The sequence below is a fragment of the Neisseria dentiae genome, assembly GCF_024580525.1.
Taxonomy (GTDB): Bacteria; Pseudomonadota; Gammaproteobacteria; order Burkholderiales; family Neisseriaceae; genus Neisseria; species Neisseria dentiae_A.
This window is the reverse complement of sequence record NZ_JANIKQ010000006.1, coordinates 95470-118498: the sequence shown is the minus strand read 5'-3', so window position 1 is coordinate 118498 and position 23029 is coordinate 95470. Positions and strand designations below refer to the sequence as shown.

Annotated in this window: 25 protein-coding genes and 1 tRNA gene; 9 read left to right on the top strand and 17 right to left on the bottom strand. The window is 54.3% G+C overall.

Annotated features, from left to right (window positions below; genetic code table 11):
• Positions 1–78 precede the first annotated feature (78 nt).
• The 12 genes from NQ012_RS05585 to NQ012_RS05530 form a co-directional block, all read right to left on the bottom strand.
• Positions 79–546 (bottom strand): low molecular weight protein-tyrosine-phosphatase, encoded by a 468-nt coding sequence (locus tag NQ012_RS05585; protein ID WP_257066633.1) that lies wholly within the window; start codon positions 544–546, stop codon positions 79–81.
• Entirely contained in the window at positions 543–1634 is a 1092-nt protein-coding gene (locus NQ012_RS05580) for a conjugal transfer protein (RefSeq protein WP_257066631.1), read from the bottom strand. The genes NQ012_RS05585 and NQ012_RS05580 overlap by 4 nt, the downstream gene beginning before the upstream one ends.
• Positions 1635–1801: 167 nt before the next feature.
• On the bottom strand, positions 1802–2578 hold the full coding sequence (locus NQ012_RS05575; RefSeq protein ID WP_257066630.1) for an ADP-ribosylglycohydrolase family protein: 777 nt from the start codon (positions 2576–2578) through the stop codon (positions 1802–1804).
• A 158-nt stretch (positions 2579–2736) separates the two neighbouring features.
• Positions 2737–4290, bottom strand: coding sequence for a bifunctional peptide-methionine (S)-S-oxide reductase MsrA/peptide-methionine (R)-S-oxide reductase MsrB (gene msrAB / locus NQ012_RS05570; protein ID WP_257066643.1), 1554 nt, complete (start codon positions 4288–4290; stop codon positions 2737–2739).
• Between the two features lie 455 nt (positions 4291–4745).
• The gene (locus tag NQ012_RS05565; protein ID WP_257066629.1) at positions 4746–5777 is read right to left on the bottom strand and encodes a hypothetical protein; all 1032 of its coding nucleotides are present in this window, start codon (positions 5775–5777) and stop codon (positions 4746–4748) included.
• A gap of 80 nt (positions 5778–5857) precedes the next feature.
• The gene (locus tag NQ012_RS05560; RefSeq protein ID WP_257066628.1) at positions 5858–6871 is read right to left on the bottom strand and encodes a hypothetical protein; all 1014 of its coding nucleotides are present in this window, start codon (positions 6869–6871) and stop codon (positions 5858–5860) included.
• Between the two features lie 65 nt (positions 6872–6936).
• The gene (gene fabD / locus NQ012_RS05555) at positions 6937–7866 is read right to left on the bottom strand and encodes an ACP S-malonyltransferase (RefSeq protein WP_257066627.1); all 930 of its coding nucleotides are present in this window, start codon (positions 7864–7866) and stop codon (positions 6937–6939) included.
• A 9-nt stretch (positions 7867–7875) separates the two neighbouring features.
• The gene (locus NQ012_RS05550) at positions 7876–9132 is read right to left on the bottom strand and encodes a DUF1294 domain-containing protein (RefSeq protein WP_257066626.1); all 1257 of its coding nucleotides are present in this window, start codon (positions 9130–9132) and stop codon (positions 7876–7878) included.
• A 182-nt stretch (positions 9133–9314) separates the two neighbouring features.
• Positions 9315–10280, bottom strand: a complete 966-nt coding sequence (locus tag NQ012_RS05545) for a beta-ketoacyl-ACP synthase III (protein WP_257066625.1) — start codon at positions 10278–10280, stop codon at positions 9315–9317.
• Positions 10281–10482: 202 nt separating this feature from the next.
• Positions 10483–10559, bottom strand: a tRNA-Pro gene (locus tag NQ012_RS05540).
• 110 nt (positions 10560–10669) lie between these two features.
• The gene (locus tag NQ012_RS05535; protein WP_257066624.1) at positions 10670–11380 is read right to left on the bottom strand and encodes an SAM-dependent methyltransferase; all 711 of its coding nucleotides are present in this window, start codon (positions 11378–11380) and stop codon (positions 10670–10672) included.
• 104 nt (positions 11381–11484) lie between these two features.
• The gene (locus NQ012_RS05530; protein ID WP_257066623.1) at positions 11485–12075 is read right to left on the bottom strand and encodes a Maf family protein; all 591 of its coding nucleotides are present in this window, start codon (positions 12073–12075) and stop codon (positions 11485–11487) included.
• 51 nt (positions 12076–12126) lie between these two features.
• Here NQ012_RS05530 and NQ012_RS05525 point away from each other — a divergent pair, with 51 nt between their 5' ends.
• From NQ012_RS05525 to plsX, 4 genes are all read left to right on the top strand, one after another.
• Positions 12127–12630, top strand: coding sequence for a YceD family protein (locus tag NQ012_RS05525; protein WP_257066622.1), 504 nt, complete (start codon positions 12127–12129; stop codon positions 12628–12630).
• A 35-nt stretch (positions 12631–12665) separates the two neighbouring features.
• Positions 12666–12845 carry a 50S ribosomal protein L32 gene (gene rpmF, locus NQ012_RS05520; RefSeq protein ID WP_003785213.1) on the top strand — a complete coding sequence of 60 codons (180 nt, stop codon included), beginning with the start codon at positions 12666–12668 and terminating at the stop codon, positions 12843–12845.
• A gap of 162 nt (positions 12846–13007) precedes the next feature.
• Positions 13008–13535 carry a phosphoribosyltransferase gene (locus NQ012_RS05515; RefSeq protein ID WP_257066642.1) on the top strand — a complete coding sequence of 176 codons (528 nt, stop codon included), beginning with the start codon at positions 13008–13010 and terminating at the stop codon, positions 13533–13535.
• A gap of 66 nt (positions 13536–13601) precedes the next feature.
• The gene (gene plsX, locus NQ012_RS05510; RefSeq protein WP_257066619.1) at positions 13602–14666 is read left to right on the top strand and encodes a phosphate acyltransferase PlsX; all 1065 of its coding nucleotides are present in this window, start codon (positions 13602–13604) and stop codon (positions 14664–14666) included.
• A 559-nt stretch (positions 14667–15225) separates the two neighbouring features.
• On the opposite strand, the gene NQ012_RS05505 is transcribed toward plsX, so the two are convergent.
• From NQ012_RS05505 to NQ012_RS05485, 5 genes are all read right to left on the bottom strand, one after another.
• Positions 15226–15831 (bottom strand): Maf family protein, encoded by a 606-nt coding sequence (locus NQ012_RS05505; RefSeq protein WP_257066618.1) that lies wholly within the window; start codon positions 15829–15831, stop codon positions 15226–15228.
• On the bottom strand, positions 15828–16670 hold the full coding sequence (locus tag NQ012_RS05500) for an SDR family NAD(P)-dependent oxidoreductase (protein ID WP_257066617.1): 843 nt from the start codon (positions 16668–16670) through the stop codon (positions 15828–15830). The genes NQ012_RS05505 and NQ012_RS05500 overlap by 4 nt, the downstream gene beginning before the upstream one ends.
• A gap of 231 nt (positions 16671–16901) precedes the next feature.
• The gene (locus tag NQ012_RS05495; protein ID WP_257066616.1) at positions 16902–17348 is read right to left on the bottom strand and encodes a hypothetical protein; all 447 of its coding nucleotides are present in this window, start codon (positions 17346–17348) and stop codon (positions 16902–16904) included.
• Positions 17341–17733: a hypothetical protein gene (locus NQ012_RS05490; RefSeq protein ID WP_257066615.1), complete on the bottom strand. Its 393-nt coding sequence runs from the start codon at positions 17731–17733 to the stop codon at positions 17341–17343. Before NQ012_RS05490 ends, NQ012_RS05495 begins: the two co-directional genes overlap by 8 nt.
• Positions 17734–17814: 81 nt before the next feature.
• Positions 17815–18054: a hypothetical protein gene (locus NQ012_RS05485; RefSeq protein ID WP_257066614.1), complete on the bottom strand. Its 240-nt coding sequence runs from the start codon at positions 18052–18054 to the stop codon at positions 17815–17817.
• Between the two features lie 396 nt (positions 18055–18450).
• On the opposite strand from NQ012_RS05485, the gene NQ012_RS05480 reads away from it, so the two are divergent.
• The 5 genes from NQ012_RS05480 to NQ012_RS05460 all read left to right on the top strand — a co-directional run bounded on the left by NQ012_RS05480 (position 18451) and on the right by NQ012_RS05460 (position 23011).
• Entirely contained in the window at positions 18451–18879 is a 429-nt protein-coding gene (locus NQ012_RS05480; protein ID WP_257066613.1) for a YqaA family protein, read from the top strand.
• Positions 18880–19010: 131 nt separating this feature from the next.
• On the top strand, positions 19011–20021 hold the full coding sequence (gene hemH, locus NQ012_RS05475; RefSeq protein WP_257066612.1) for a ferrochelatase: 1011 nt from the start codon (positions 19011–19013) through the stop codon (positions 20019–20021).
• Between the two features lie 170 nt (positions 20022–20191).
• Positions 20192–20530: an iron-sulfur cluster insertion protein ErpA gene (gene erpA, locus NQ012_RS05470; RefSeq protein WP_085362710.1), complete on the top strand. Its 339-nt coding sequence runs from the start codon at positions 20192–20194 to the stop codon at positions 20528–20530.
• Positions 20531–20953: 423 nt separating this feature from the next.
• Complete coding sequence (locus NQ012_RS05465; protein ID WP_373566637.1) at positions 20954–21625, top strand: hypothetical protein; 672 nt, start codon at positions 20954–20956, stop codon at positions 21623–21625.
• Positions 21626–21997: 372 nt separating this feature from the next.
• Positions 21998–23011 carry an ABC transporter substrate-binding protein gene (locus NQ012_RS05460; protein WP_257066609.1) on the top strand — a complete coding sequence of 338 codons (1014 nt, stop codon included), beginning with the start codon at positions 21998–22000 and terminating at the stop codon, positions 23009–23011.
• Positions 23012–23029: the final 18 nt, after the last annotated feature.

The window sequence follows — 23029 nt, the reverse complement described above, 5'->3', positions numbered from 1 at the left end:
TTAAGAAGGTTTTTTCAGACGGCCTGTTACCTTTGCAAGTTGTTTAGGCCGTCTGAAAGCAGTTTAAGCAGGGGGAAGTTATGGGGTTAGCCCCAGTTTGCGCAGCAGGGCGCGGCCGCCGTCTGAAACGAGGCGGAAGGTTTCGTCGAAATCGCCGGTGTACCACGGGTCGGGCACATGGTTGTAGCCGCTTTCGGGTATCAGGTCGGTGAGTTTGAAAATTTGTTCGGGGCGGCGGCCGAACAGGCGTTCGAGTTCGGCGAGGTTGTTGTCGTCCATGGCGATGAGAAAGTCGTAATGGTTGCCGTCGCTCTGCCTAACCTGGCTGCTGGCGAAGCCCGAAGGGTCGATGCCTTGCTGTTTGAGTTTTTTCAGGGTGCCGTTGTGCATGTTTTCGCCGTTGTGCCAGCCCGAAGTGCCCGAACTGGCGGTTTGCACGCGGTGTGCCACACCCGCTTCGGCGGCCTGGCTGCGGAAAACGTATTCGGCCATCGGCGAGCGGCAGATGTTGCCGAGGCACACGAACAAAATGCGGTAGGTTTTCATGATTGATCTGCAAACAAGGGGTTGTGGCCGGGCAGCTTGAGCGCTTGGGCGTAGGTGGGCAGCTCGGCTTCTTCGGGCAGCGCGTCGTGCAGCAGGCGGATGTTTTCCACTTGGCATTCGGCCATCAGGTCTAAAAAGTTCTGCTGGATGGTGGCAACGCGGTCGGCGGGCGAGAGCGGCCAGGTGAACACTTGGTCGGCCAGCTCGAAGGCGCTGTCGGTGGCGTTGAAGCCGAACAGGATTTTACCGCCCTGCTGCGCGGCCATCACCACGCCTGCGCGCGGGCTTTGCAGGCGCACGGCACGGAGGGCGTTGGCGGCAAACACGTCCATCGCCATGCGCAGGCGCATATGGCTGCCTTCGGTGAGGGCGGCCAGCGGCGTGGCGGGGGCGAGCGGGTTGGTGAACAGGGTGAGGCCGGGGCGCGTGAGGGCGGTTTGCCACACCTGCATCAGCGGCAGCGCGGCTTCGCGCAGGTTGGGGGTTAAGGCCGTCTGAATACTTTTTTTGCCGTAGCCCAACGCAAACACCACATGTACCGACTGCCCCTGCGGGATTTCCAAAGCGGCGGCCGGCAGCTTGGCGGCAAGCGCTTGGGCGGCGGCTTCGTTTTGTTTGGCGGCGAACCATTGGCCGGCGTTGACGGCGGCCAAATCGGCGGAGCGCACCAGTTTGGGCAGCCAGGTTGCCTGCACCAGTTCGCGCAGGTGCGGATAATCGGCTAGGCAGGCGCAAAGTTCGATCGCGGGGGTATCCGGCGGCAGCGTTTGCGGCTGGTTGCAGCCGGCCACCAGCACCACGGGCAGGGCGAACCATTGGATTTCATCATCGGTTTTTGCTTGCAGGGTGTCGTCCAAGCTGTTTAACAGCGCGCGGTAGCTGTCGGCGTCGGGCGCCATGCTCATGGCCACGGAAAGGCCGAGATAATGGTTTTGCTGCAACATCATGTAGATTTCGGCCTGTAGCGATTCGGCGGAAAGTTTGCGCTGGGCGGCGGAAGTGCTGTGCGCGATTTGCGAGGCATAGGTGAGCAGGCTGTTTTTGACCGGGTCGGTAGGGTAGGGGCGGGTGTCGGGCAGGATAAACATGGTGTTGCTTTCGTGTGTGCGTAAGATGGCGCATTATATAGCGAATCGGTTTGTTTACGGTATAAGGCGGCCGGAAGGCGGGTCTGCACGTTAAGGCCGTCTGAAAAGATTTTTTCAGACGGCCTTAACAACTGGTAAAGGTTCCGTATCCAAACATGGCAATGCCGTTAACGGTTGGCGGATACGGCCAGCAGCACGCTGCTGATGTCGGCGGGCAGAATGGCCAACGCCTGTTTGACGATTTCGTCGGGAATGTCGCAGTAAAACGCTTCGGCGATGCTGCCGGCGATGGCGGCCAGCGTGTCGCTGTCGCCGCCGAGGGAAACGGCTAGGCGCACGGCGTGTTCGAAGCTGCTGCTTTCCAAAAATGCGGTTAGTGCCTGCGGCACGCTGCCCGCGCAGCTTGCATCAAAGGTGTAGCCGGGGCGGATTTCGTCGCAGCTTTTGCCCAAATCGTAGCCGAACATTTTTTCGGTTTGCCGTTTGATAAAGGCTTTGCTGCGCCCCGTGCGCGCCCAGTAAATGGCGGCGGCCACGGCTTCTGCGCCTTTGATGCCTTCGGGGTGGTTGTGGGTGATGGCGGCGGAGGCGCGGGCGCAGGCAAGGGTTTCGGCCAGCGTGCCGAATGCCCAGCCCGCCGCCGATACGCGCATGGCCGAGCCGTTGCCCCAGCTTCGGTAGGGTTGCGGATAGGGCTGCATAATCCAGCGTTGGAACGATGCGCCGTAAGCGCCGCGCGGCTCGGGGTAGCGGCGGCACCATGCCTGCATCACGGCGGCCAAATCGGTGCCGAAGCCGCCGATCACCCAGTCGGCCACGGCGGCGGTGCAGACGGTGTCGTCGGTAAAGCCGCTTTCGGCGGTGAAGAAAGTGAAGCGGGTGCTTTTGCAGGGAGTGTGTTCGAAACGCGAACCTGCAATGTCGCCGATGGCTGCGCCTAACATGGTTCTGCCTTGTTTGTGCGGGTTTCAGACGGCCCGGAGCCTTTGCAAAAAAGCTGTTTTAGCCCTGAATTTATTTATGTTTCGTCATGCTCGGGTCAAGCCCGAGCATGACGCAAGTGTTTTAAGGTATCGGAAAGAATTTTGCAAAGGCTTCAGTTTTAACGCGTTTGCCCGGTTACGGCGGCTTTCAGATGGCCGTAGCCTTCTGCGTCCATTTTATCGAGCGGGATAAAGCGCAGGCTGGCGCCGTTGATGCAGTAGCGCAGGCCGCCTTTGGCCGGCGGGCCGTCGGGGAAAACGTGGCCCAAATGCGAATCGGCGGCGGCGCTGCGCACTTCGGTGCGGCGCATGTTGTAGCTGAAGTCGCTGTGTTCGGTAACGGACGAGGCGTTAATCGGGCGGGTGAAGCTAGGCCAGCCGCAGCCCGAGTCGTATTTGTCGGCGGAGCTGAACAGAGGTTCGCCGCTGACCACATCGACATAAACACCGGGGGCGAACAGGTGGTCGTATTCGTGGCTGAAGGCATATTCGGTGCCGTTTTGCTGGGTGACACGGTATTGCTCGGCGGTGAGCCATTTTTTCAGCTCGGCATCATTCGGTTTGCGGTAGGCGGCGGCATCGAAGCCTTTGCCGTTTTGCGGGGCGGTTTTGCCGGGCAGCGGTTCATCGGCTTTGCGGATGTCGATGTGGCAGTAGCCGTTGGGGTTTTTAACCAGATAGTCTTGGTGGTATTCCTCGGCTTCGTAAAAATGTTTCAGCGGCAGGTTTTCCACCACTAAGGGTTGGGCGTATTTCTGCTGTTCCTGCTTCAGCGCGGCGGCAATCACGGCCTGCTCGGCCGGGTTGGTGTAATACACGCCGGTGCGGTATTGGGTGCCGCGGTCGTTGCCCTGTTTGTTGAGGCTGGTGGGGTCGATAACGCGGAAATAATATTGCAGGATATCGTTAAGGCTTAGTTTGTCGGCATCGTAAACCACGCGCACGGTTTCGGCGTGGCCGGTGTTGCGGCGCACCACGTCTTCATACGAAGGGTTTTCGGTGTTGCCGTTGGCGTAGCCGGAAACGGCGTCAACCACGCCGTCGATGCGCTGGAAATAGGCTTCCAAGCCCCAGAAGCAGCCGCCGGCAAGGTAAATGGTTTTGGTGTTCATCGCAGCAGATTCCTTTTTCTGAGCGGGTTTGTAGAAGGTGTGTTTCAGACGGCCTATATCGGCTTCATGGTTTTTTATCAGGGCCAGCGCTTGCGCTTCGTTGATGCTGCCTTTCACGATGCGGGCAAGGTTGCCGTGTTTGTCGAGCACCGCCCACGAGGGGTAAACGCTGATATTCAGGCTTTTGGCCAAGCCGCCGCCTTCGTCGGTAATCACGGGCAGTTTGGGATAGTTCAGGCCGCGGTACCATTGCAGAAAATCGGCTTGGTTTTTTTCGCCGAGAAAGCCGGGCGAGGCCACGGTAATCAGATTGGCCGTCTGAAAGCGCTTATCTTGCGCCCATTGTTCGGTGTGGGCAAGTTCCGACAAACACAAGGGGCACCAGCTTGCCCAGAATTTTATCAGCGTGGGCTTGCCTTTGGCCAAATGCCGGCCGGCAGGCTTGCCTTGCGTGTCGTGCAGTTGCTGCAAGGCTGCGGGCACGGGCGCGGCGTTGCCGGGCTTGATGTGAAACAGAAACAGTGAGGCAATCAGGGCGGGTATGGCCGACAAAAGCAGCATTTTCCAAAATGCGGACAGTTTCACGGAGGGTCTCCTGTTTTTAAATGATTGGGGAAAAGCAGCTTGTTCCGGCATCACGCCCTAAGAGAACGTGAAGCCGGAAATCATGCTTTGCCGTTATATGGCAGCAGACGGAAACGGTGTCGGAAACTTACACGGTTTGATGTAAAACCGGTGGGAAGTCGGCGCGGCTTGTGGTTTGAGGCCTTTGTGAAATTCGTTCAGGCCGAGACCTTTGCAAAATTCAAATTGCTATCTAAAAAATTTGAACTCCGTCATTCCCGCGCAGGCGGGAATCCAGAAGCTTGGCATCCAAGTATTTGTTTAATCAATGCTTCAATATTTCCATCTGGATTCCCGCCTGCGCGGGAATGACGGGATACGAACGTTTTCAGGCTTGAATTGGTTATTTTGCAAAGGTCTCGGCCTGAGGGTATTTTTGCCCGAACTTTGGTTCAACCTACTTCGGGCAGGGTAATCGGCTGATAGGGCGGAATATCCAACACATAGCGTATCCAATTGCCGAAGCTGTATTTTTCACGGATTTCGGGGGCGGTTTCGTGATAGGGGCGTTTTAGGAAATCATCTATGCCGTCGAATGTTTTGCCGTCCCAAATGAAAATGTTGTCGGGGTGGTAGAAATCGTATTTGGCGGTTTCGGCGTTGGTGGTAATCAGCTTTTTACGGTAGCCGAGCGCTTCGAATGCGCGGAACGACAGGCCGTTGTGCACGGGTGTTTTGAAATCGACCAGCACTTTGGCACGGGCGGCGTGCTGCAGGTTTTCGGCGTAGTCGGCGGTCAGGGTGGAAAGTTTGATGTTGTCGGGGTAAAGGGCGCGGCAGGCTTTCTCTTCTTTGGCGGAGCAGACGATGTTGAAATCCAACATCCAGCCGTGCGCACGGGCCTGATGCCCGAATTCGGCAATCACGCCGCTGCGCTGCGGCAGGTGCGAGCCGACGAAATAGAAATCGGCGTGTGCTTCGTCGGTTTGTGCGGCGGGGTGGTCGAAATAGAAATTGGTAAGTGGCAGAAAGTTGCCGTTTGGCTGCAAGTCGGCAGGGTCGAACACATAAAAGCGGTCGAAGTTGGAAATGGTTTGCCAGATATCGGGATAGCGGTTCATGCCGTCCCATTGGTAATTGGCCATGGTACGGCGGATGCGGCGGCGGATTTCGGCCAGCAGTTCGGGGGCATAGAGATCGCCCCTGATAAAGAGGGCGTAATCAGCTTGGCCGGCGGCATCGAGTGTGCTCAAGATATTTTGGTGAAACACGGCAGCCTGTAATTTCTGTTTGGCGTATTTATCGCGCAACACCAGTTTTCTGAATTTAACGCCGAGCCGGGCGGACAGTGAAGGGTAGCGGAATGTACGGGGGTCGGAAACCAAATAGATCACATTGAAGCCGTGGTGTTCGAGGTTGGCTTGGATGCTTCGGTAGATACCCATATGGTCGGGCATACCTAAAAAAACGGTCGGTTTGTTCATGGCGGCGGCTTTGGTTTGATGGGTTTCAGACGGCCCGGTATCGGGATGGAGGCCGTCTGAAAACGGCGCGGGGCAAAGGTTTACGGCAGTGCGGCGGTGGGCGCAAATGCGCGCTGTATCCAGCTTCCGAACGAATAATATCGTTTGATTTCGAGATCCAACGCAACGTAGGGTTTGTTGAGAAAGTCTGCCAGCCCGTCGAGGTTTGTGCCGTTCCACACGAAAATATTGTCGGGGTGGTAGAAATCGTAGCCGGTAACGGTTTGGTTGTTGGTGATCAGCTTTTTATCGAAACACAGGGCGTCGAAAATCCGGAACGACAGGCCGTAGTGGTCGAATTGGACAAAATCGACCACGGCACGGCTGCCGCATACTTTTTGCAGGTTTTGCTCGAAACTCAGCACGGTGGAACGGTTGAGATAGGTGATGCCTTCGGTGCCGAAGGCTTTGCGGGCACGCTGGTCTTTGCAGTAGATATGGAAATCCAGCGGCAGTTTCAGACGGCGTGCTTCTTCGATAAAGCATTTGGTATCGACGGCGCGGTTGCTTTCGTAACCGCCGAGAAAATACAGGCCGTTGCTGCCGTTTTCGGTTTCGACCGGAAAGTCGAAATAAAAATTGGTGGCTGCTTCGAAACGGTATTGGGGATATTTGGCCACATCGTTTTTATCGAACACGAAACAGCGGTCGAAATAGGGCAGGTAGTCGATGATGTCGGGAAAGCGGCCGATGCCGTCCCATTGGTAGTTGATGCAGAAGGCGGAATGCTCGCGGATTTTTTTAATGATGGCTTTGGGGTAGATATTGGCGCGTATGCACAGGGCGAAGCCGGCTTTTTCTCCGCCCAGCGCGGCGAGTTTGCGGTTGATTTCGTTTTGAAAGCGCGAAAACTTCAGCTTTTTCTTATAGTCTTGGTTTTTAGTGATTTTTTTGTGATAAAGCGCGGCCAGCCGGCTGCCCAGGTGCGGGTAGTAGGAATCCCGGTCGTCATAACACAGATTAATGACATCGAAACCGTGGTAACGCAGGTTTTTCTCGATACATTGATCCAAGCCGTACATATAAGGCACAGCCAAAATAACGGTTTTACTCATGATGGAAGAGGTTGTCGGATTTCCAAACGGCATTAGTGTTTCATGCCGTCTGAAAAGTTCCGTTGTCAGGCGTGTGATTCGATAAAAGCGGCCACTTGCGCGGCATTGGTCAACGCGCTGCACGAGGCTTCTTTGTTGATACGTTTGGCCAAACCCGCCAATACTTTGCCGGGGCCGCATTCTGCGGATCGGGTAATGCCTTCGGCAACCAGCGCGTTGACGGTTTCGGTCCAGCGCACGGGGCTGTAAAGTTGGCGCACCAAGGCGTCTTTGATTTTTTCGGCATCGTCGTAGGCGGCCACGTCGGCATTGTGGATCACGCGGATTTGCGGTGTTTTGATCACCACGTTTTTCAATGCTTCGGCCAGTTTTTCGGCGGCAGGCTTCATCAGGCTGCAATGCGAGGGCACCGAAACAGGCAGTGGCAGGGCGCGTTTGGCGCCTTTTTCTTTGGCGAGTTCCATTGCGCGGTCAACCGCAGCGGCGGCACCGGCAATCACCACTTGGCCGGGCGAGTTGAAGTTGACGGCTTCCACCACGCTGCCTTGGGCGGCTTCGGTGCAAACTTCGCGCACCACATCATCGTCCAGCCCCAAAATGGCGGCCATCGCCCCTTCGCCTTGCGGCACGGCGCTTTGCATCAGCTCGGCGCGCAGTCGCACGAGTTTGACGGCATCGGCAAAATCCAGTGCACCCGCAACCACCAATGCGGTGTATTCGCCCAGGCTGTGCCCGGCTGCTACGACGGGAACTTTGCCGCCTGCTTCGAGATAGGCGCGGTAAGTGGCCACGCCGGCGGCCAGCATCAGCGGCTGGGTGTTGACGGTTTCGTTGATGGGGGCGGCATCGTCGCCGTTAATCATCGCCCACAAATCCCGGCCGAGCACGGCGGAGGCTTCGTCGAAAGTGGCTTTCACAACGGCGGTGCCGTCGAAACCGTTCATCATGCCGAGGCTCTGCGAACCTTGGCCGGGAAAGAAAAATGCGAAAGACATGGCAATCCTTTAGTTTTTTAACAATGAAGCAAGCGGATTATCGGCATAATGTATCAGCAGCGCATAGGTGATGGCAATATTGATTGCCGCCACCAGCCAGAAAACGCGGATAAACGATGCTTTGCCGGTTTTGTGGTTGAAGGCGCCGCGTGCCAAAAGCGCGCCCGGCCAGCCGCCGATCAGGCCGATTTGGTGCAGTTTTTTCTCAGGCACGCGCCCCAGATAACCTGTTTTGCCGGCTTGGGTAACGGCGGTTTGCTTGTCGCTGCGGTAAAGCCAGAAGGCGGCAGCGCTGGCAAGCAGGTAAAAAACGGCCAGTTTGGTGGAATAATGGTTGACGGCCAGCAGGTAAACCGTTCCGCTCAGTCCGTAACACAAAAATTTGCGCATATTCAGGTTCAGCTCGTGGTAATCGTAGGGGCGGTCGGAAAACAACGAGGCTTCGTGGCCGCTCAACACCACTTTCAGGGCTTTCTGCGGTTCGCTGCCGACGGGGCGGTTGCAGTAGAAGCTCACCTGCTGCCCGGCCTGCGGCCGCTGCGATGTGTAGTGGAACGCAGAAATGTGGAAAAACACGCTTTGTTTTTTTGCGGTGCGGATGAAACCGTAGCCTTTCTCGTCGTCCCAACTGATGATTTCGCCGTTTAAAACACGGTTGGCGGGCAGGGCGGGCGTGTCGGAGCCGGCGGTGCCGTGTTGCACGGTATCGGTGCCGCCGGAGATTTGCGGGCTGTCGGCACGGCCGGTTTCGGTTTGCAGCTGTTCTTCGGCGATAATGGTGGCGGGTTGCTGTGCCGTATCCGGTGCGGTTTCAGACGGCCTGCCGATAATATCGGCTTCCACCAAAAGCCATTGGCCGTTGCTGTGTTTGACCAGCCTGCCTTCCAAAACTTCGCCGGTTTCGGGAATACGGGTTTGGTCGTTTAAAAACTGCCCCAAAATAAAAATCGGGGAACTGCGCTGCACCTGGTGGATGCCGTAGCCGCCGTTTTGCTGGAAGTTCCATTCGGTGAGCGTGACTTCCACCCGTTCGTTTTCCTTTAAGGGCGGCAGCGGTGACACATTTTCTGCGCATAAGCGGTTTTTGGCGTCTTGATGCAGGCAGAAACTGATGCGGTCGCCGCTTTTCGGACGGGGGTAGTGCCGGCTTAAAGACGAGGCTTCGAGCAGAATCCGCTGCGTGCCGTGATCGTCGGAAACTACCGAGCCGCGTTGCAGCTCGGCGAACCAGTGCGTTACTGTGCCGTAATGTATTTTTTTAGTCATTTTCGTAATGTATTTGGTGAGTTATGGTTGGGCGGCCGGGAGAGCTTCCCCTGCTCTGCGGTTGGCCGTCGTTGTTTTATTCGGTTTTATTTTATTTGGCCGTCTGAAAATACTTCGGTTTGCTGTGTTTCAGACGGCCTGAATGTTGTTTTTTTTAAATGGTGTGCGTTGTTTTCAAACGGTTAGTATTTCAACAGCACCGCGCCCCAAGCGAAGCCGCCGCCGATGCCTTCAAGCAGCAGGTGCTGGCCGCGGCTGATTTGGCCGCTGCGTATGCCGCTGTCTAAGGCGAGCGGAATGGACGCTGCGGAGGTGTTGCCGTGTTCCTGCACGGTTAACACTACTTTTTCCATGCTCAGCCCCAAATGTTTGGCGGTGCTTTCGATAATGCGTTTGTTGGCCTGGTGCGGCACGATCCAGTCGATCTGATCGGCGGTGTAGCCCGCTTCGGTAATCACTTCGTCGGCCACTTTCGCCAGCATTTTTACGGCGAATTTGAATACGCCGGGGCCGTCCATGGTTAGGAAGGGTGTACCCCAAACCTGGCCGTTTACCACTTGGCCCGGGGTTTTGAGCAGGTCGAGATAGTCGCCGTCGGCTTGCAGTTTGCTGTGGATGATGCCCGGTTCGTCGGATGCGCCCAATACCACTGCTCCTGCGCCGTCGCCGAACAGCACGCAGGTGGTGCGGTCGTTCCAGTCGAGAATGCGGCTGAAGGTTTCCGCGCCGATGACCAGCACGTTTTTGGCCATGCCGCTTCTGATATAGGCGTTGGCGGTGGTGATGGCATACATAAAACCCGCGCACACGGCCTGCACGTCGAAAGCGGGGCAGCCGCTGCTGCCGATGCCGAGTTTCTGCTGCACGATGGTGGCGGTGGAAGGGAAAATCATATCGGGCGTTGAAGTGGCAACGATAATCAGGTCAAGCTCTTCGGCGGGCAGGTTGGCGCTTGCCAAGGCATTGCGCGCGGCGGCAACGGCCAAATCGCTGGTTTTCTCGTTATCGTCGGCGATATGGCGGAATTTGATACCGGTGCGCGTGGTAATCCATTCGTCGGAAGTATCGATTTTTTTGGCTAAATCATCGTTGCTTACGCGGTTGGCGGGCAAATAGCTGCCCGTGCCGAGAATCTTGGCATACTGCATGGTAACGCCTTTATGATGGTTTGGGGATAACGGCTATTGTAAGATAATCCGCCCGATTTTCCCAAATATTAATCGCAGGGGTGGCGGGAGGCTTCGGATAACGGCGGTTTGGCAAAGGTTTCGGCGGCCGCCGGTGTTGCAAATAAAGCCAAACATAAAGAAAACAGGCAGCTTTGAATCATCAAAGCTGCCTGAATTATTGTGGTCGGAATGAGAGGATTCGAACCTCCGACCCCTTCGTCCCGAACGAAGTGCGCTACCGGGCTGCGCTACATTCCGAATAAGCTGCGCATTATAGGTAAAGAATTTCCGTTTGGCAAGATAGGGCGGCGAAAATTAACGGGCGCTTTGCCGGCAGCCGCTTTTGCCGTTGTGATTGCGGGCGGAAGTCAGGCGGCGTGCACAACAAATATGGTGGGGCGTTTTTTCAGATTGGGCAGTGGCCCGCTTTTGCGCCAGCCGGACACGGTTTGGCTGATGATAGTTTGCGAAGGCAGCGTTAAATCGCTGGCGGTGCATAGGCGGGTGGCGGGGGAGAGTGTTTCGACGGCATCGGCCAGCAGGGCGTCGTTGCGGTAGGGCGTTTCGATAAACAGCTGGGTTTCGTTATGCTGGCGGGAACGCTGTTCCAATGCCTTTAAAGCTTGGATGCGTTCGCTTTTTTCAGACGGCAGGTAGCCTTTGAATGCAAAATTCTGGCCGTTGGCACCCGACGCCATCAGAGCCAGCAGCAGGCTGGACGGACCGATCAAGGGTCGCACTTCAAAGCCGTGCTCGTGCGCCAGCGCCACCAGATTGGCGCCGGGGTCGGCCACGGTGGGGCAGCCGGCTTCGCTGACTATGCCCATGCTGCGGCCTTCTTGCAGCGGTTTGAGCAAATCGGGCAGGGTTTTGATGTCGGTGTGTTCGTTGAGCGTTTGCAGGTTCAGTTCGCGTATCGGCGTGGTAATGCCCAAATGTTTCAGGTGGGTGCGGGCGGTTTTTTCGGCTTCGACTACGAAATCGGTCAAACCGATGATTTGCGCCTGTTCGTGCGGCAGCAGGCAGGGCGTGTCGGGCGCGCCGAGCGGGGTGGGAATGAGATAGAGAATGGCAGGCATGGTTTCGGGCGTATTTGTATTATTGGTAAAACGGTTGATTTGTTAAGGCCGTCTGAAAAACGAACTGCTTAATAGAGTATTTTCAGACGGCCTGATTGTTGTTGTTAAATAACTTCCACACCTTCCGCCGCCAAAAACTCCACCAGTTTGAAAACCGGCAGACCGATCAGGGCGTTGGGATCGGTGCTGTCTATCCGTTCCAGCAGCGCCGCGCCCAAGCCTTCGCTTTTGGCCGCGCCGGCGCAGTAAACGGCGTCGGGTTCGCGTTCCAGATAACGGTGGATTTGCCCGTCGGTTAGTGCGCGCATGGTAACCACGGTTTTATCAACGTGGGCGTGCAGGCCGTCTGAAACGGTGTTGAGCAGGCACAGCGCGCTGTAAAACTCGATACGCTGCCCGCTCAATTGCGCCAGCATCTGTTGTGCGTTTGCGACGTTCATCGGTTTGCCGAGCTGGCGGCCTTTGCACCAAGCTACTTGGTCGGCACCGATAATCAGCGCGCGCGGAAATTTTCCGGCCAGCGAGCGGGCTTTGCCGACGGCAAGGCGCAAGGCGGTTTGCGCTGCGGTTTCGCCGGGCACGAGCGTTTCGTCGAAATCGGGGCTGGCCGTCTGAAACGGAACGCCCAAGCGTTGAAGCTGGGCTTGGCGGAACACCGAACTCGAGCCTAAAATAAGCGGCAGATTTGCATTCATGTGTGTAAAAACATTGACGTTAAAGCAACGAAATTATATCATACCCCGTTTATGTCAGACCTTAATTTGATTGACCCCGCCGCTTTCGCCGCCGAAAAGCAGAGCCTGCAAGGCAGATTTTTGCTGAGCCAGTTGGACGAACGCGTTTGGTCGCACGAATATTTTGCCGACAAACAGGCCGAGGTGTTGTTCACGCTCAAAGGCGGGCAAGACCGTCTCGGGCGCTTGTTTCTCGATTTGGGCGTAACCGGCAGCGTGCCGCTGGTGTGCCAGCGCTGTATGCAGCCGATGCCGTTCGATTTCAACGAAACCGGCCGTATCGTGTTGTTCGGCGACGAAGCCGGTTTGGACGAAGCCATGCTTTCCGACGAAGACTTGGAAGGCATGGTGGCGGAAGAAACGCTCGACGTGCGCACTTTGGTGGAAGACCAAATCCTGATGGCCCTGCCGTTTTCGCCGCGCCATGAAAACTGCGGCAATGCCGTTATCGAAGAGGTCAACCGAGACAAACCCAACCCGTTTGCCGTTTTGGCAGGGCTGAAAAGCAGCCGCTGACCCGGTTTTACAGTTTTATATTTTAGGAGCTTGAAATGGCCGTTCAACAAAACAAAAAATCCCCCTCACGCCGCGGTATGCACCGCTCGCACGATGCCCTGACTGCGCCCGCCCTGTCGGTTGACGGCGCTACCGGCGAAGTGCACCGCCCGCACCACATTTCCCCCAACGGCATGTACCGCGGCCGCAAAGTGGTGAAAGCCAAAGGCGAATAATCCGCACCGCCCCCGATTATGAACGAAAGCCAGAAGATTGCCTTCCAACCGCAATTACTGGCTTTTTTGCGTTAAACGCCGCAGATTTGACATATCAATAAATCAGGCCGTCTGAAACCTTGTTTGAAGGTATGAGCCTGCGGCATTGCCGGTATCTGTATGATGAAAAAGAAAGTCTGGTACACCTACGACGATATCCACCGCGTTATCAAACAGCTTGCAGAAAAAATCAAGGCATCGGGCGTGCGTTACGACGCCATGATAGCCATCGGCGGCGGCGGTTTTATCCCCGCACGGATTCTGCGCTGTTTTCTGGAAATCCCGATTTACGCCGTTACCACCGCCTATTACGACAGCGATAACGAAGGCCAGGTAACCGACGGCGTGAAAAAAATCCAATGGCTGGACCCCATGCCCGAAACCCTGCGCGGTAAAAACGTACTGGTGGTGGACGAGGTGGACGACAGCCGTGTTACGCTCGAATTCTGCCTCAACGAGTTGGCCAAAGAGCAGTTCGGCACTGTGGGCATTGCCGTTTTGCATGAGAAAATCAAAGAAAAACAAGGTAAACTGCCTGAAAACATGCCTTATTTCAGCGGGTTGACTGTGCCCGACTGGTGGATTAACTACCCGTGGGATGCCGAAGATATCGACGAGCACAACCGCCTGGCGGCGCAGGCCGCAGAGTGAGCGGCAGGTTTCGCGGCCGAACATCAGGCCGTCTGAAACATTTGTATAACATACGGAGAAACATGAATGATTACTTTGGCCGTTGATGCTATGGGCGGCGATGCCGGATTGAACGTTACCGTTCCCGGTGCCGTGGCCTTTCTAAACCGGCAGAGCAACGTGAACCTGATTATGGTGGGAGACGAGGCGCTTGTGAAAGCCGCGCTGGCCGCCGCCCATGCGCCGATGGAGCGCATCACCGTGCAGCACGCCTCGCAAGTGGTGGAAATGGACGAAGCTCCGCAGCTGGCGTTGAAAAACAAAAAAGACTCTTCGATGCGCATCGCCATCAACCAAGTGAAAGAAGGTTTGGCGCAGGCCGCCGTGTCAGCGGGCAATACCGGCGCACTGATGGCGACGGCGCGTTTCGTGCTGAAAACCATTCCCGGCATCGAGCGGCCCGCCATTGCCAAATTTCTGCCGTCTTCCAACGACCACATGACCTTGATGCTGGATTTGGGCGCCAATGTCGATTGCACCGAAGAGCAATTGATGCAGTTTGCCGTTATCGGCAGCGAACTCTACCAAGCCCTTTATCCCGAAAACGGCCGCGCGCGCGTGGGTTTGCTGAATGTGGGCACGGAAGACATCAAAGGCACCGAAACCGTTAAACAAACGTTTAAGCTGCTGAAGGCAAGCAATCTGAATTTTGTCGGCAACGTGGAAGGCAATGCGGTGTTTTCCGGTAAGGTCGATGTGATTGTGGCCGACGGCTTCGTGGGCAATATCGTGCTGAAAACCATAGAAGGCGCGGTGAAGTTTATGGGCGGCGCCATCAAGCAGGAATTTCAGGCCAATGTGTTCACCAAAGCCGCCGCACTGGTTTCCATGCCGGCGTTGAAAGGTTTTAAAAACAAATTCGATCCCCGCCGCTTCAACGGCGCCATCTTTCTCGGCCTGCGCGGCGTGGTGATTAAAAGCCACGGTGGCACCGATGCGGCCGGCTTTGCATTTGCGCTGGAAGAGGCCTACCACGAAGCCCATGCCGATAGTTTGACGAAAATCGAGCAGGGCGTAGCCGCGCAACTGGCTGTGATGATGGAGAAAAAGCTGGAAAGCGAGCAGGTGGCTATGGCCGACAATATCGGTTAGTGCGGTTGGATATTTCGCCAAAAAAACCTAGGCCGACATCTCGTCGGCCTAGGTTTTTTGTAGTTGCAATAGATTGCTCAGACTGAAACCTTTGCGAAATTCAAGAAACATCGCAAAAGAGGCCTTTGCAAAACCTAGGGAGTGTAGTCAGAAAGCGTTGCGGCGGTATTTTTGGTTAAAATCCACACCTGCGGCGTTAGGTAGTGTAGCGGACTTGCGAAGCTAAAATGCTCGCAAGATGTTCAATCTTGCTGCACTTTTTGCCTTGCATCTGCGGATTTTTCCTCAAAAACCGTTTCACAAGCATTCTGACTAACTCCCTAGAAAAAGCTTATTTATCGTCATTGGCTTCGGAAGTCCGCTGCGCTACTTCCGCGTAGGTGGAAGTCCAGACGTTTGATGCTCAAGTGTTTGTTTAGTCAATATTTATATTTTCAGCTGGATTCCCGCTTACGCGGGAATGACAGAATCTAAGCATTTCAGACGGCCTTAAAGTATTTTTGCAAGGCTTCTACATTTCCTTTTTTTCGGGATAAACCGGCAACCGGTATTTTGGTTTTCAGGCCGTCTGAAAAGGCGGCGTGGCCAAATCCAAGCTTTTCAGCAAGGTTACGGTTTCAAACACGGGCAACCCCATCACGCCGGTAAAGCTGCCGCGCAGATTTTCCACGAATATTCCGCCCAAACCCTGAATGCCGTATGCGCCGGCTTTGTCCATGGGTTCGCCGCTGGCGATATAGGCGGCGATTTCGGCTTCACTCAAGGTTTTGAAAGTAACGTCGCTCTGCTGCATCAGCGCGCGGGTGTCGCCTTGCCAATAAACGCATACGGCCGTTAATACTTGGTGGGTGGTGCCGGAAAGCCGGCGCAGAATATCGGCCGCATCGTCTGCGGATTGGGGCTTGCCGAGAATGTGGTTGTGCAGTGCGACGGTGGTGTCGGCACTCAGCAGCGGGTATTCGGGTGCAAAAGGGTGTTGTGCCTGCCAATAAGCAACGGCGGCGGCATTTTTTTCAAGCGCCATTCGCGCCACATAAGCGGCGGCGGCTTCGTGCAGGTAAGGAGTTTCGTCGATTTCTACGCGCAGGCGGGCAACGGTGTAGCCGAGGTTCTCGAGAATTTCGCGGCGGCGCGGGCTGCCTGAGGCAAGATAAACCGTGTTCATTTGCCTTGTCCTTCGACGGCGCCGCGTTGCATACGGTCGAGCAGCCAAATGGGCAGCAGGCGGCGCAGATACCAAAACAATACGGTGGGAAAGGTAACGAGATAGCGTGCTTTGGGCCGGTCGGCGGTGAGGGCTTTGACGCACACGGCGGCACAATCGGGCGACGACATGGTGAAAGGTGCCACCGCGCCTTCCGCTTCCAGGCGGTTGAGCTGGCGGCGGTAGTTTTCGGCGTGAAAGCTGGATTCGATTTCGATATATTGGTGGAGTTTTTTCAAGGCGTTGGGGCGGAAGCGGGTGGCGATCGGGCCGGGTTCGACCAGGCTGACAAAAATGCCGCTGCCGTAGGTTTCGTGGCGCAACGTATCGCACATGCCTTCGAGTGCGAATTTGGTGCTGTTGTAGGCACCGCGCCAAGGCATGGCCGAAAAGCCCAAAATGCTGCTGTTCACCAAAATCCTGCCGTGGCCTTGCTGCCTGAACACTCGCATGGCCAGGCGGATACATTCCCATGCGCCGAAAACATTGGTTTCAAACTGCTCGCGCAGGGCTTCGCGCGGAACGTCTTCCACCGCGCCGACTTGGCCGTAGCCCGCGTTGCTGAACAGGGCGTCGAGCTTGCCGCCGGTTTGTGCCAGCAGGGTGTCGAAAGCGGCCTGTATGCTGCGGCTATCGGTAACGTCCAGTTGCAGCGCGTCGGTTAAGCCTTCGCTGCGCAGGCGCTCGACATCTTCGGAGCGGCGGCATGTTGCGAACACGCGCCAGCCGAGCGCGTGCAGTTGTTTGGCAGTATCGTAACCGATGCCGCTGGAGCAGCCGGTGATTAAAATGGTTTTCATAATATTAATGATTTGATGGGTGCGGGGGTTAAGTATATAGCCAATAAATATTTTTCGATACCGGAAGGCAGGCTGCCGCATGGGCGCGGCAAGGCGCGGCAATGCCGTACCGGAAATTGAAACAGCCGTTACCGATAATAACAGGCAGGGGTCTTTGCAAAATTGTTCAGGCCGTCTGAAAACAAATGCGGAATTTGCTTTCAGACGGCCTTTCGGTTGGGCGAAACAGATTTAAAGCCGTTGCACGCGCTGTTTAAGCGCTGCGATTTTATCTTTCAGTTTCGATACGCGGGTGTGCCAGATTACCAAAGCGCCCGATACAAGCAGCAGCAGCAGCAGGGTGGTGCCGCCGGTTTGATAGTCGCCGAAATCCTTAAGTTGCATAATGTTGCCGGCACCCGCAATAACCGGTGTGGAAGGGGCGGCCAGAATCACAAACATCACGCCGCACACAGTCAGGCATGAAAACAACAGCACCATGCCGGTTTTCAGCCGCCAGTTTTTGAAGCGGGCGATAGCCAGGCCGACAGCCGTCAGCACGGCCGACGCTGCCGAAAAGGCCAATAGTGCCGACCATTTGTCCACTACCGTTTGCGTGGAGATAAAAGCGGTCAGCCCCAGCATATACAAACAGAAAATAGCACCACAGAAAAATATCATACTCAACAGATTACGCATTACCTATTCCACCGGAGGTTTGAAAATAAAAATGGGTACGGGAACGGAACAAAAAATATACGATGCAGGCAAACAGCACCACTCCGTAAAGCAGCATCGGCTGGTCGGGCGATACCGCCAGATTAAATACGATACCCGCCGTGCCGTAAATCACATACAGCCAGCGTCCCCAGTTTTTGGCACGCAGCATGGCTGCACCGGCAACGATGTTCAACACCGATTCCGAATAAGCGGCCGAAGTATAAATGCCTATCGGAAACGGGATATGGCGGATGATTTCCTGCATTTCGGGGTTATGCCGGGTTGCCAGCATGGCCAGTATGTTGAATGCAGGGGCGGCAATTAAAAACCAGGCCAAAACCGTTACAAAAAGCGGTCGTTTCATAAGTTATCTAAAAAATACATTTTTTAACAAATCTAATTATGCCAAACAAATTACAATTGTGACTATTTTTTAGATAAACGGTTAAATTTCCGCATAAAGGTTGTTGGGGTATTCCGAGCGGGAGAAACCGCCGTTTTCTGCCAAACCGTTGCAGTCGCCCGCGCTTGATATTTGCGGAATACCGGGGTTATTTTTATTAAATACAAAAAGTTCAAAACAAATTTTGTCGGATTTTTTAAATCTTTCCGGCAGAAGGCCGGTTTTTATCATGCCGGGCAGATGAGCTTTTTTGCCGGATTTTAAAGGTGTGCCTTGTTGCATATTTACTACGTTGTCATTTTGTGTAAGCCGGTTTGTTTCAACTTTTCATACGACACCTTGCCTGTGTAAAACCAAACATTGCTTATCTTTTTTTAACTAAAAGTGGCTGAAATTTGCAGATTTGGTTTGGGTGGCCAAGTTATGTTCGGGTTATGTTTCAGACGGCCTCGCTGCGAAGCCTATCTTAAGCGGCACAGATTTTAACAAAAACCCGAACAAATTTCGGTTATTTTCACAAAACTACGGATTAGGTCAACAAGCGGCATACGGGTGGCAGCTGTGGCGGTTTAACGGCATAGTACGGTATGGGAATGTTGCGGGGCGGTATAAAAAACCGTCGTCGGCCGGGTGCTTTGCATTACAATACGCATTTTTCTGCCGTGCCGACCGCCTGCTATGGAATTATTCTGGCTTTATGCCGCCTTGGCCGCATCTGCTTTCACATCCGCCACCATTCTGCCCGGCACGTCTGAAGCCGTATTCACCGCTTTTGTGCTCCGCTATCCGGAAGCTTGGTCGGGTGCGTGGCTGGTGGCGGGCTTTTTCAACGGGGCGGGCAGTATTGTATCGTATGGTATGGGCAGATTGTTGCCCGATAAGAAAAGGCCGTCTGAAAAAATATTTAAGTTTCTGAACCGATACGGTATTTGGACGCTGCTTTTGGCCTGGGTGCCTGTTGTGGGCGACGGGCTGCCGATTGCGGCAGGCTGGCTGCGCCTGAATGTTTGGAAATGCTGCCTGATTTTGACGGTGGGCAAACTGATACGCTACGGCATTTTGCTCGGCGGCATACAGGCTTGGAACGGAGCGGCATTTACGGCTTGAGCTTAGCGGGCCGCACTTCAGCATCAGAAAAATTTTGCCAGGTATTAATCAGGTATTGATAGGAATATAGCAATACGCCCGCATACGCCAAACTTAAACAGGCCGTCTGAAAAAACGATAGGATAAACACCATGCCGAGTTTTTTACCCGAACCCGCACTGCCTTACGGGCAGCAAAACAAAACCGCCGTGCTGCTGATGAACCTCGGCACACCGGCCGCGCCGACGGCTGCCGCAGTCAAACCCTACCTGCGCGATTTCCTGTCGGACAAGCGCGTGGTGGAGCTGCCCAAACCGTTATGGCAGCCGATACTGCACGGCGTGGTGCTGACCCTGCGTCCGAAAAAAAGCGCCCACGGTTATGAAAAAGTGTGGCTGCCCGAAGGTTCGCCGCTGGCGGTTTATACGGAAAAGCAGGCCGAACTGCTGGCGCAGCGGCTGCCTGATATTATCGTGCGCCACGCCATGAGTTACGGCAACCCCGGCGTGCCGCAGGTTTTGCGCGAACTGAAAGCGCAAGGCGTGATGCAGGTGCTGGCCGTGCCGCTTTACCCGCAGTATGCCGCTTCCAGCACGGGCGCGGCACTCGACAAAGTATTTGGTGAACTTTTGCAGCAGCGCAACCAAATGAGCGTGCGTACCGTGTCGCGTTTTTATAACGACGAAGGCTATATCGCCGCCATGAAGCAGCATATCGAAGCCTATTGGGCGCAGCACGGGCGCGGCGGCAAACTGATGCTGAGTTTTCACGGCATTCCGCAGAAAAACAGCGACGACGGCGACCCCTATCCGCACGAATGCCACGAAACCGCGCGCCTGTTGGCCAAAGCTTTGTCTATCGGTGAAAACGATTATGTCGTTTCGTTTCAAAGCCAGTTTGGCAAGGCCAAATGGGTGGGGCCGGGTACGCAGGAATTGTTTGACCGGCTGCCCAAGCAGGGCGTGCTTGATTTAGACGTGTTCTGCCCCGGTTTTGTCAGCGACTGTTTGGAAACCATGGAAGAAATCGCCATAGCCGGCCGCGAGCAGTTTCACGAGGCAGGCGGGCGGCAATACCGTTATATCCCGTGTCTGAACACCGACGCGGCATGGATAGATGCCCTGGCCGCGCTGGTGGAACGCAACCTCCAAGGCTGGCGTTAAAGCGCATGTTTTCAGACGGCCGCCGTATTTTCTACCATTGAACCGGTGGATAAAAACGGCGTTAACCGGCTTTACCACATATTGAAATTCCGGCCGCCGCCCTAACTTGCTTAAGCAGCCTGTTTGCGCGACAATAGCCGCAAACTATCACAAATCTAAGGAAGCACATCATGTCAGAAGAAACACCCATCATCTTTACCGAAAGCTGCTGCGCCAAAGTGGCCGACTTAATCGCCGAAGAAAACAATCCCGATTTGAAACTGCGTGTTTTCGTGAACGGCGGCGGTTGTTCGGGTTTCCAATACGGCTTTACTTTCGATGAAATCAAAAACGACGATGATTTCGAAATCGAAAAAAACGGCTTAACCTTTTTGGTGGATCCCATGAGCTACCAATATTTGGTAGGTGCCGAAATCGACTACACCGAAAGCCTGCAAGGCTCGCAATTCGTTATCCGCAATCCGAACGCTACCACCACCTGCGGTTGCGGTTCATCGTTTTCCGTTTGATTTCCGCAATCCGGCCCGCCCGAGCAAGAACAAGGGCCGGGCGGGCTGGCGTTTCGGCTTTGTGTTAAATCAATTTCTTTTGCCTGTCTAAAGGCGTAGGGGAAAAATAATTCGCAGAGGTGCGCATGCTTAATTTATAATTGCCGGCATTACTTTTTCAAATCATGCGTATCGGCTGCACAGGTTAAAATTGCCGTGCAGAAACCTTGCCGTTAGTGTCTGTTTGATTTAATCGCAAATAAATACCGTTTGTATGTTGGTAGCTGACAAAACTGCTACAATTGCATAATCTTGATGTCGGCATACTCGTGTATTTTCATAATCCAAAGAGGCTGAATTTTTAAGATTTTGTTTTTTATAAAAATAAAAAAATTATTGCTAGAAATTTGAAGTCTAGGCTTCAGAAATAGATTTAACGGAAAAATAATGAGTCAACAGAAATTTTATGACGTTTATGTGTCTTATCCGCCCGGTATCGACCGCGAGCGTATCAACGCCTGCCTGCTCGACAACCTGCCGGAAAATGAAGCCAATGACCTGATTCAGGCATTGGCCGAACGTCCTCAGGCCATTATTGCGGAAAACTGCACCAAAGACGAACGCGAAAACGCCCAGCAATATTTCAGTTATCTGGGTTTGGATGTGATTATCCGCCACTCGCTCGAGCTGATGCCCGACGATACCGAAGAGGAGGATAAGGTTCAGCCCATCGTCGACCAATGTCCGGTGTGCCGCACCATGATAGACAATCCTGAAGAAACTGCGGAATGCCCCACCTGCCGTCTGCATTTTGCAACCGCTACCGAAGCCGTTATCGCGCGCAAACGCATCGAGTGGGAAGAAAAAGTGGCTTTCGAGCATAAGAAGCAGCAGGAAATCGCGCACCGTATGCAACTGGAAAAGCTGGCCGAAGAAAAACGCCTGCGCAAGCAAGTGCGTGCGGAGCTGGAAGAAAAAATGGAAAAAGAACTCGGTATTCCGCGCTGGATGTCGTGGTTCAGAGATGAAAAAGCCTTGATTGCCGGCGGCGTTATCTTGGTTGTTGTGATTATTTTGATTGCGGCAGGCTATTTTCTCGGCCAGTCGGGAAAGTAATCAGATTATTCCTGCAAACGCATATAAAGGCCGTCTGAAAGTTTTTTCAGACGGCCTTATTGTTTGGTTTGCGGCGGCCTGCCTTATTGTTTTCAAGATTATTCCGCTTCACAGGATTCTAGGTGGTGCGATATATTGGCAGATAACCATATTTTTCTTTAAAAAAATCCATAATTGATTTTTTATTGAAAGTATAAAAAATTTTTTAAAATTTAAATTTAAAAATTATTTGTTTTTTAAAATATTAAATTATTATTGGTGTGGGGATTTGCAACCGCACGCCGGCGCGGGCCGTGATTTTTTAAAAAAATTAAAATACCATTACACAGTTCGTGCCCAGGCACCTGCTTTATCAATTAAGGAAAACTTCCAATGAACCACCAACCCGCAAAAAAATATGTTTTAGGCACCGTGGCCGCCTTGCTGCTGGCTGCCTGTTCTCCCGCCGAGCAAGCCGCCGCGCCTGCGGCGTCGGGCACCGCTGTTGCGGCAGGCAATAAAAAAATAGCCATCACGGCGATTGTGGAGCACCCAGCCTTGGATGCCGTCCGCAAAGGAGTGATTGACGAATTGAAAAGCAAGGGTTACGAAGAGGGTAAAAACCTGACGGTTGATTTTCAAAGTGCACAAGGCAGCACCGCGAATGCTGCGCAGATTGCCAAGAAATTCGCCGGCAGCAATCCCGACGTAATTGTGGCGATTGCAACACCGAGCGCGCAATCGGTGGTGACCGCTACCAAAACCATTCCCGTGGTTTATGCCGGCGTAACCGATCCTGTGGCGGCGAAACTGGTGCCGGGTTGGGAGGCTTCCAACACCAATGTAACCGGTGTTTCCGATGAGCTGCCGCTGGAACCGCAAATCGATTTGATGAAAAAGCTCGTGCCTGCGGTGAAAAACGTGGGTTATGTGTACAGCCCGGGTGAAGTGAATTCCACCATCGTGCTGGATCAGCTTAAAGCCAAGCTCTCGCCTCAAGGCATCAATGTGGTGGCGGCTCCTGCGCAGCGTTCTTCCGACGTGCTTACCGCCGCGCGCAGCTTAAACGGCAAAGTCGATTTGATTTACACTTCGCTCGACAACAATGTGGTTTCTTCTTACGAATCCATGTATAAAGCCGCCGTGGAAATGAAAAAACCTTTGGTTGCTTCGGATACCGATTCCGTGAAACGCGGTGCGGTGGCCGCTTTGGGGGTGAACTATTATGATTTGGGCAAGAAAACCGGCGATGTGGTGTTCCAAATCTTAAATGGTAAGAAAGCGGGCGAAATCCCGTCGGCCCGTATGGAAACTTTAGACCTGTTTTTGAGCAAAAAGAACGCCGCCGCCGAGGGTATTACCCTGCCGGAAGATCTGATTAAACAGGCTAAAGAAGTGCAAGAGTAACCGGTTGATTCGGTTTGA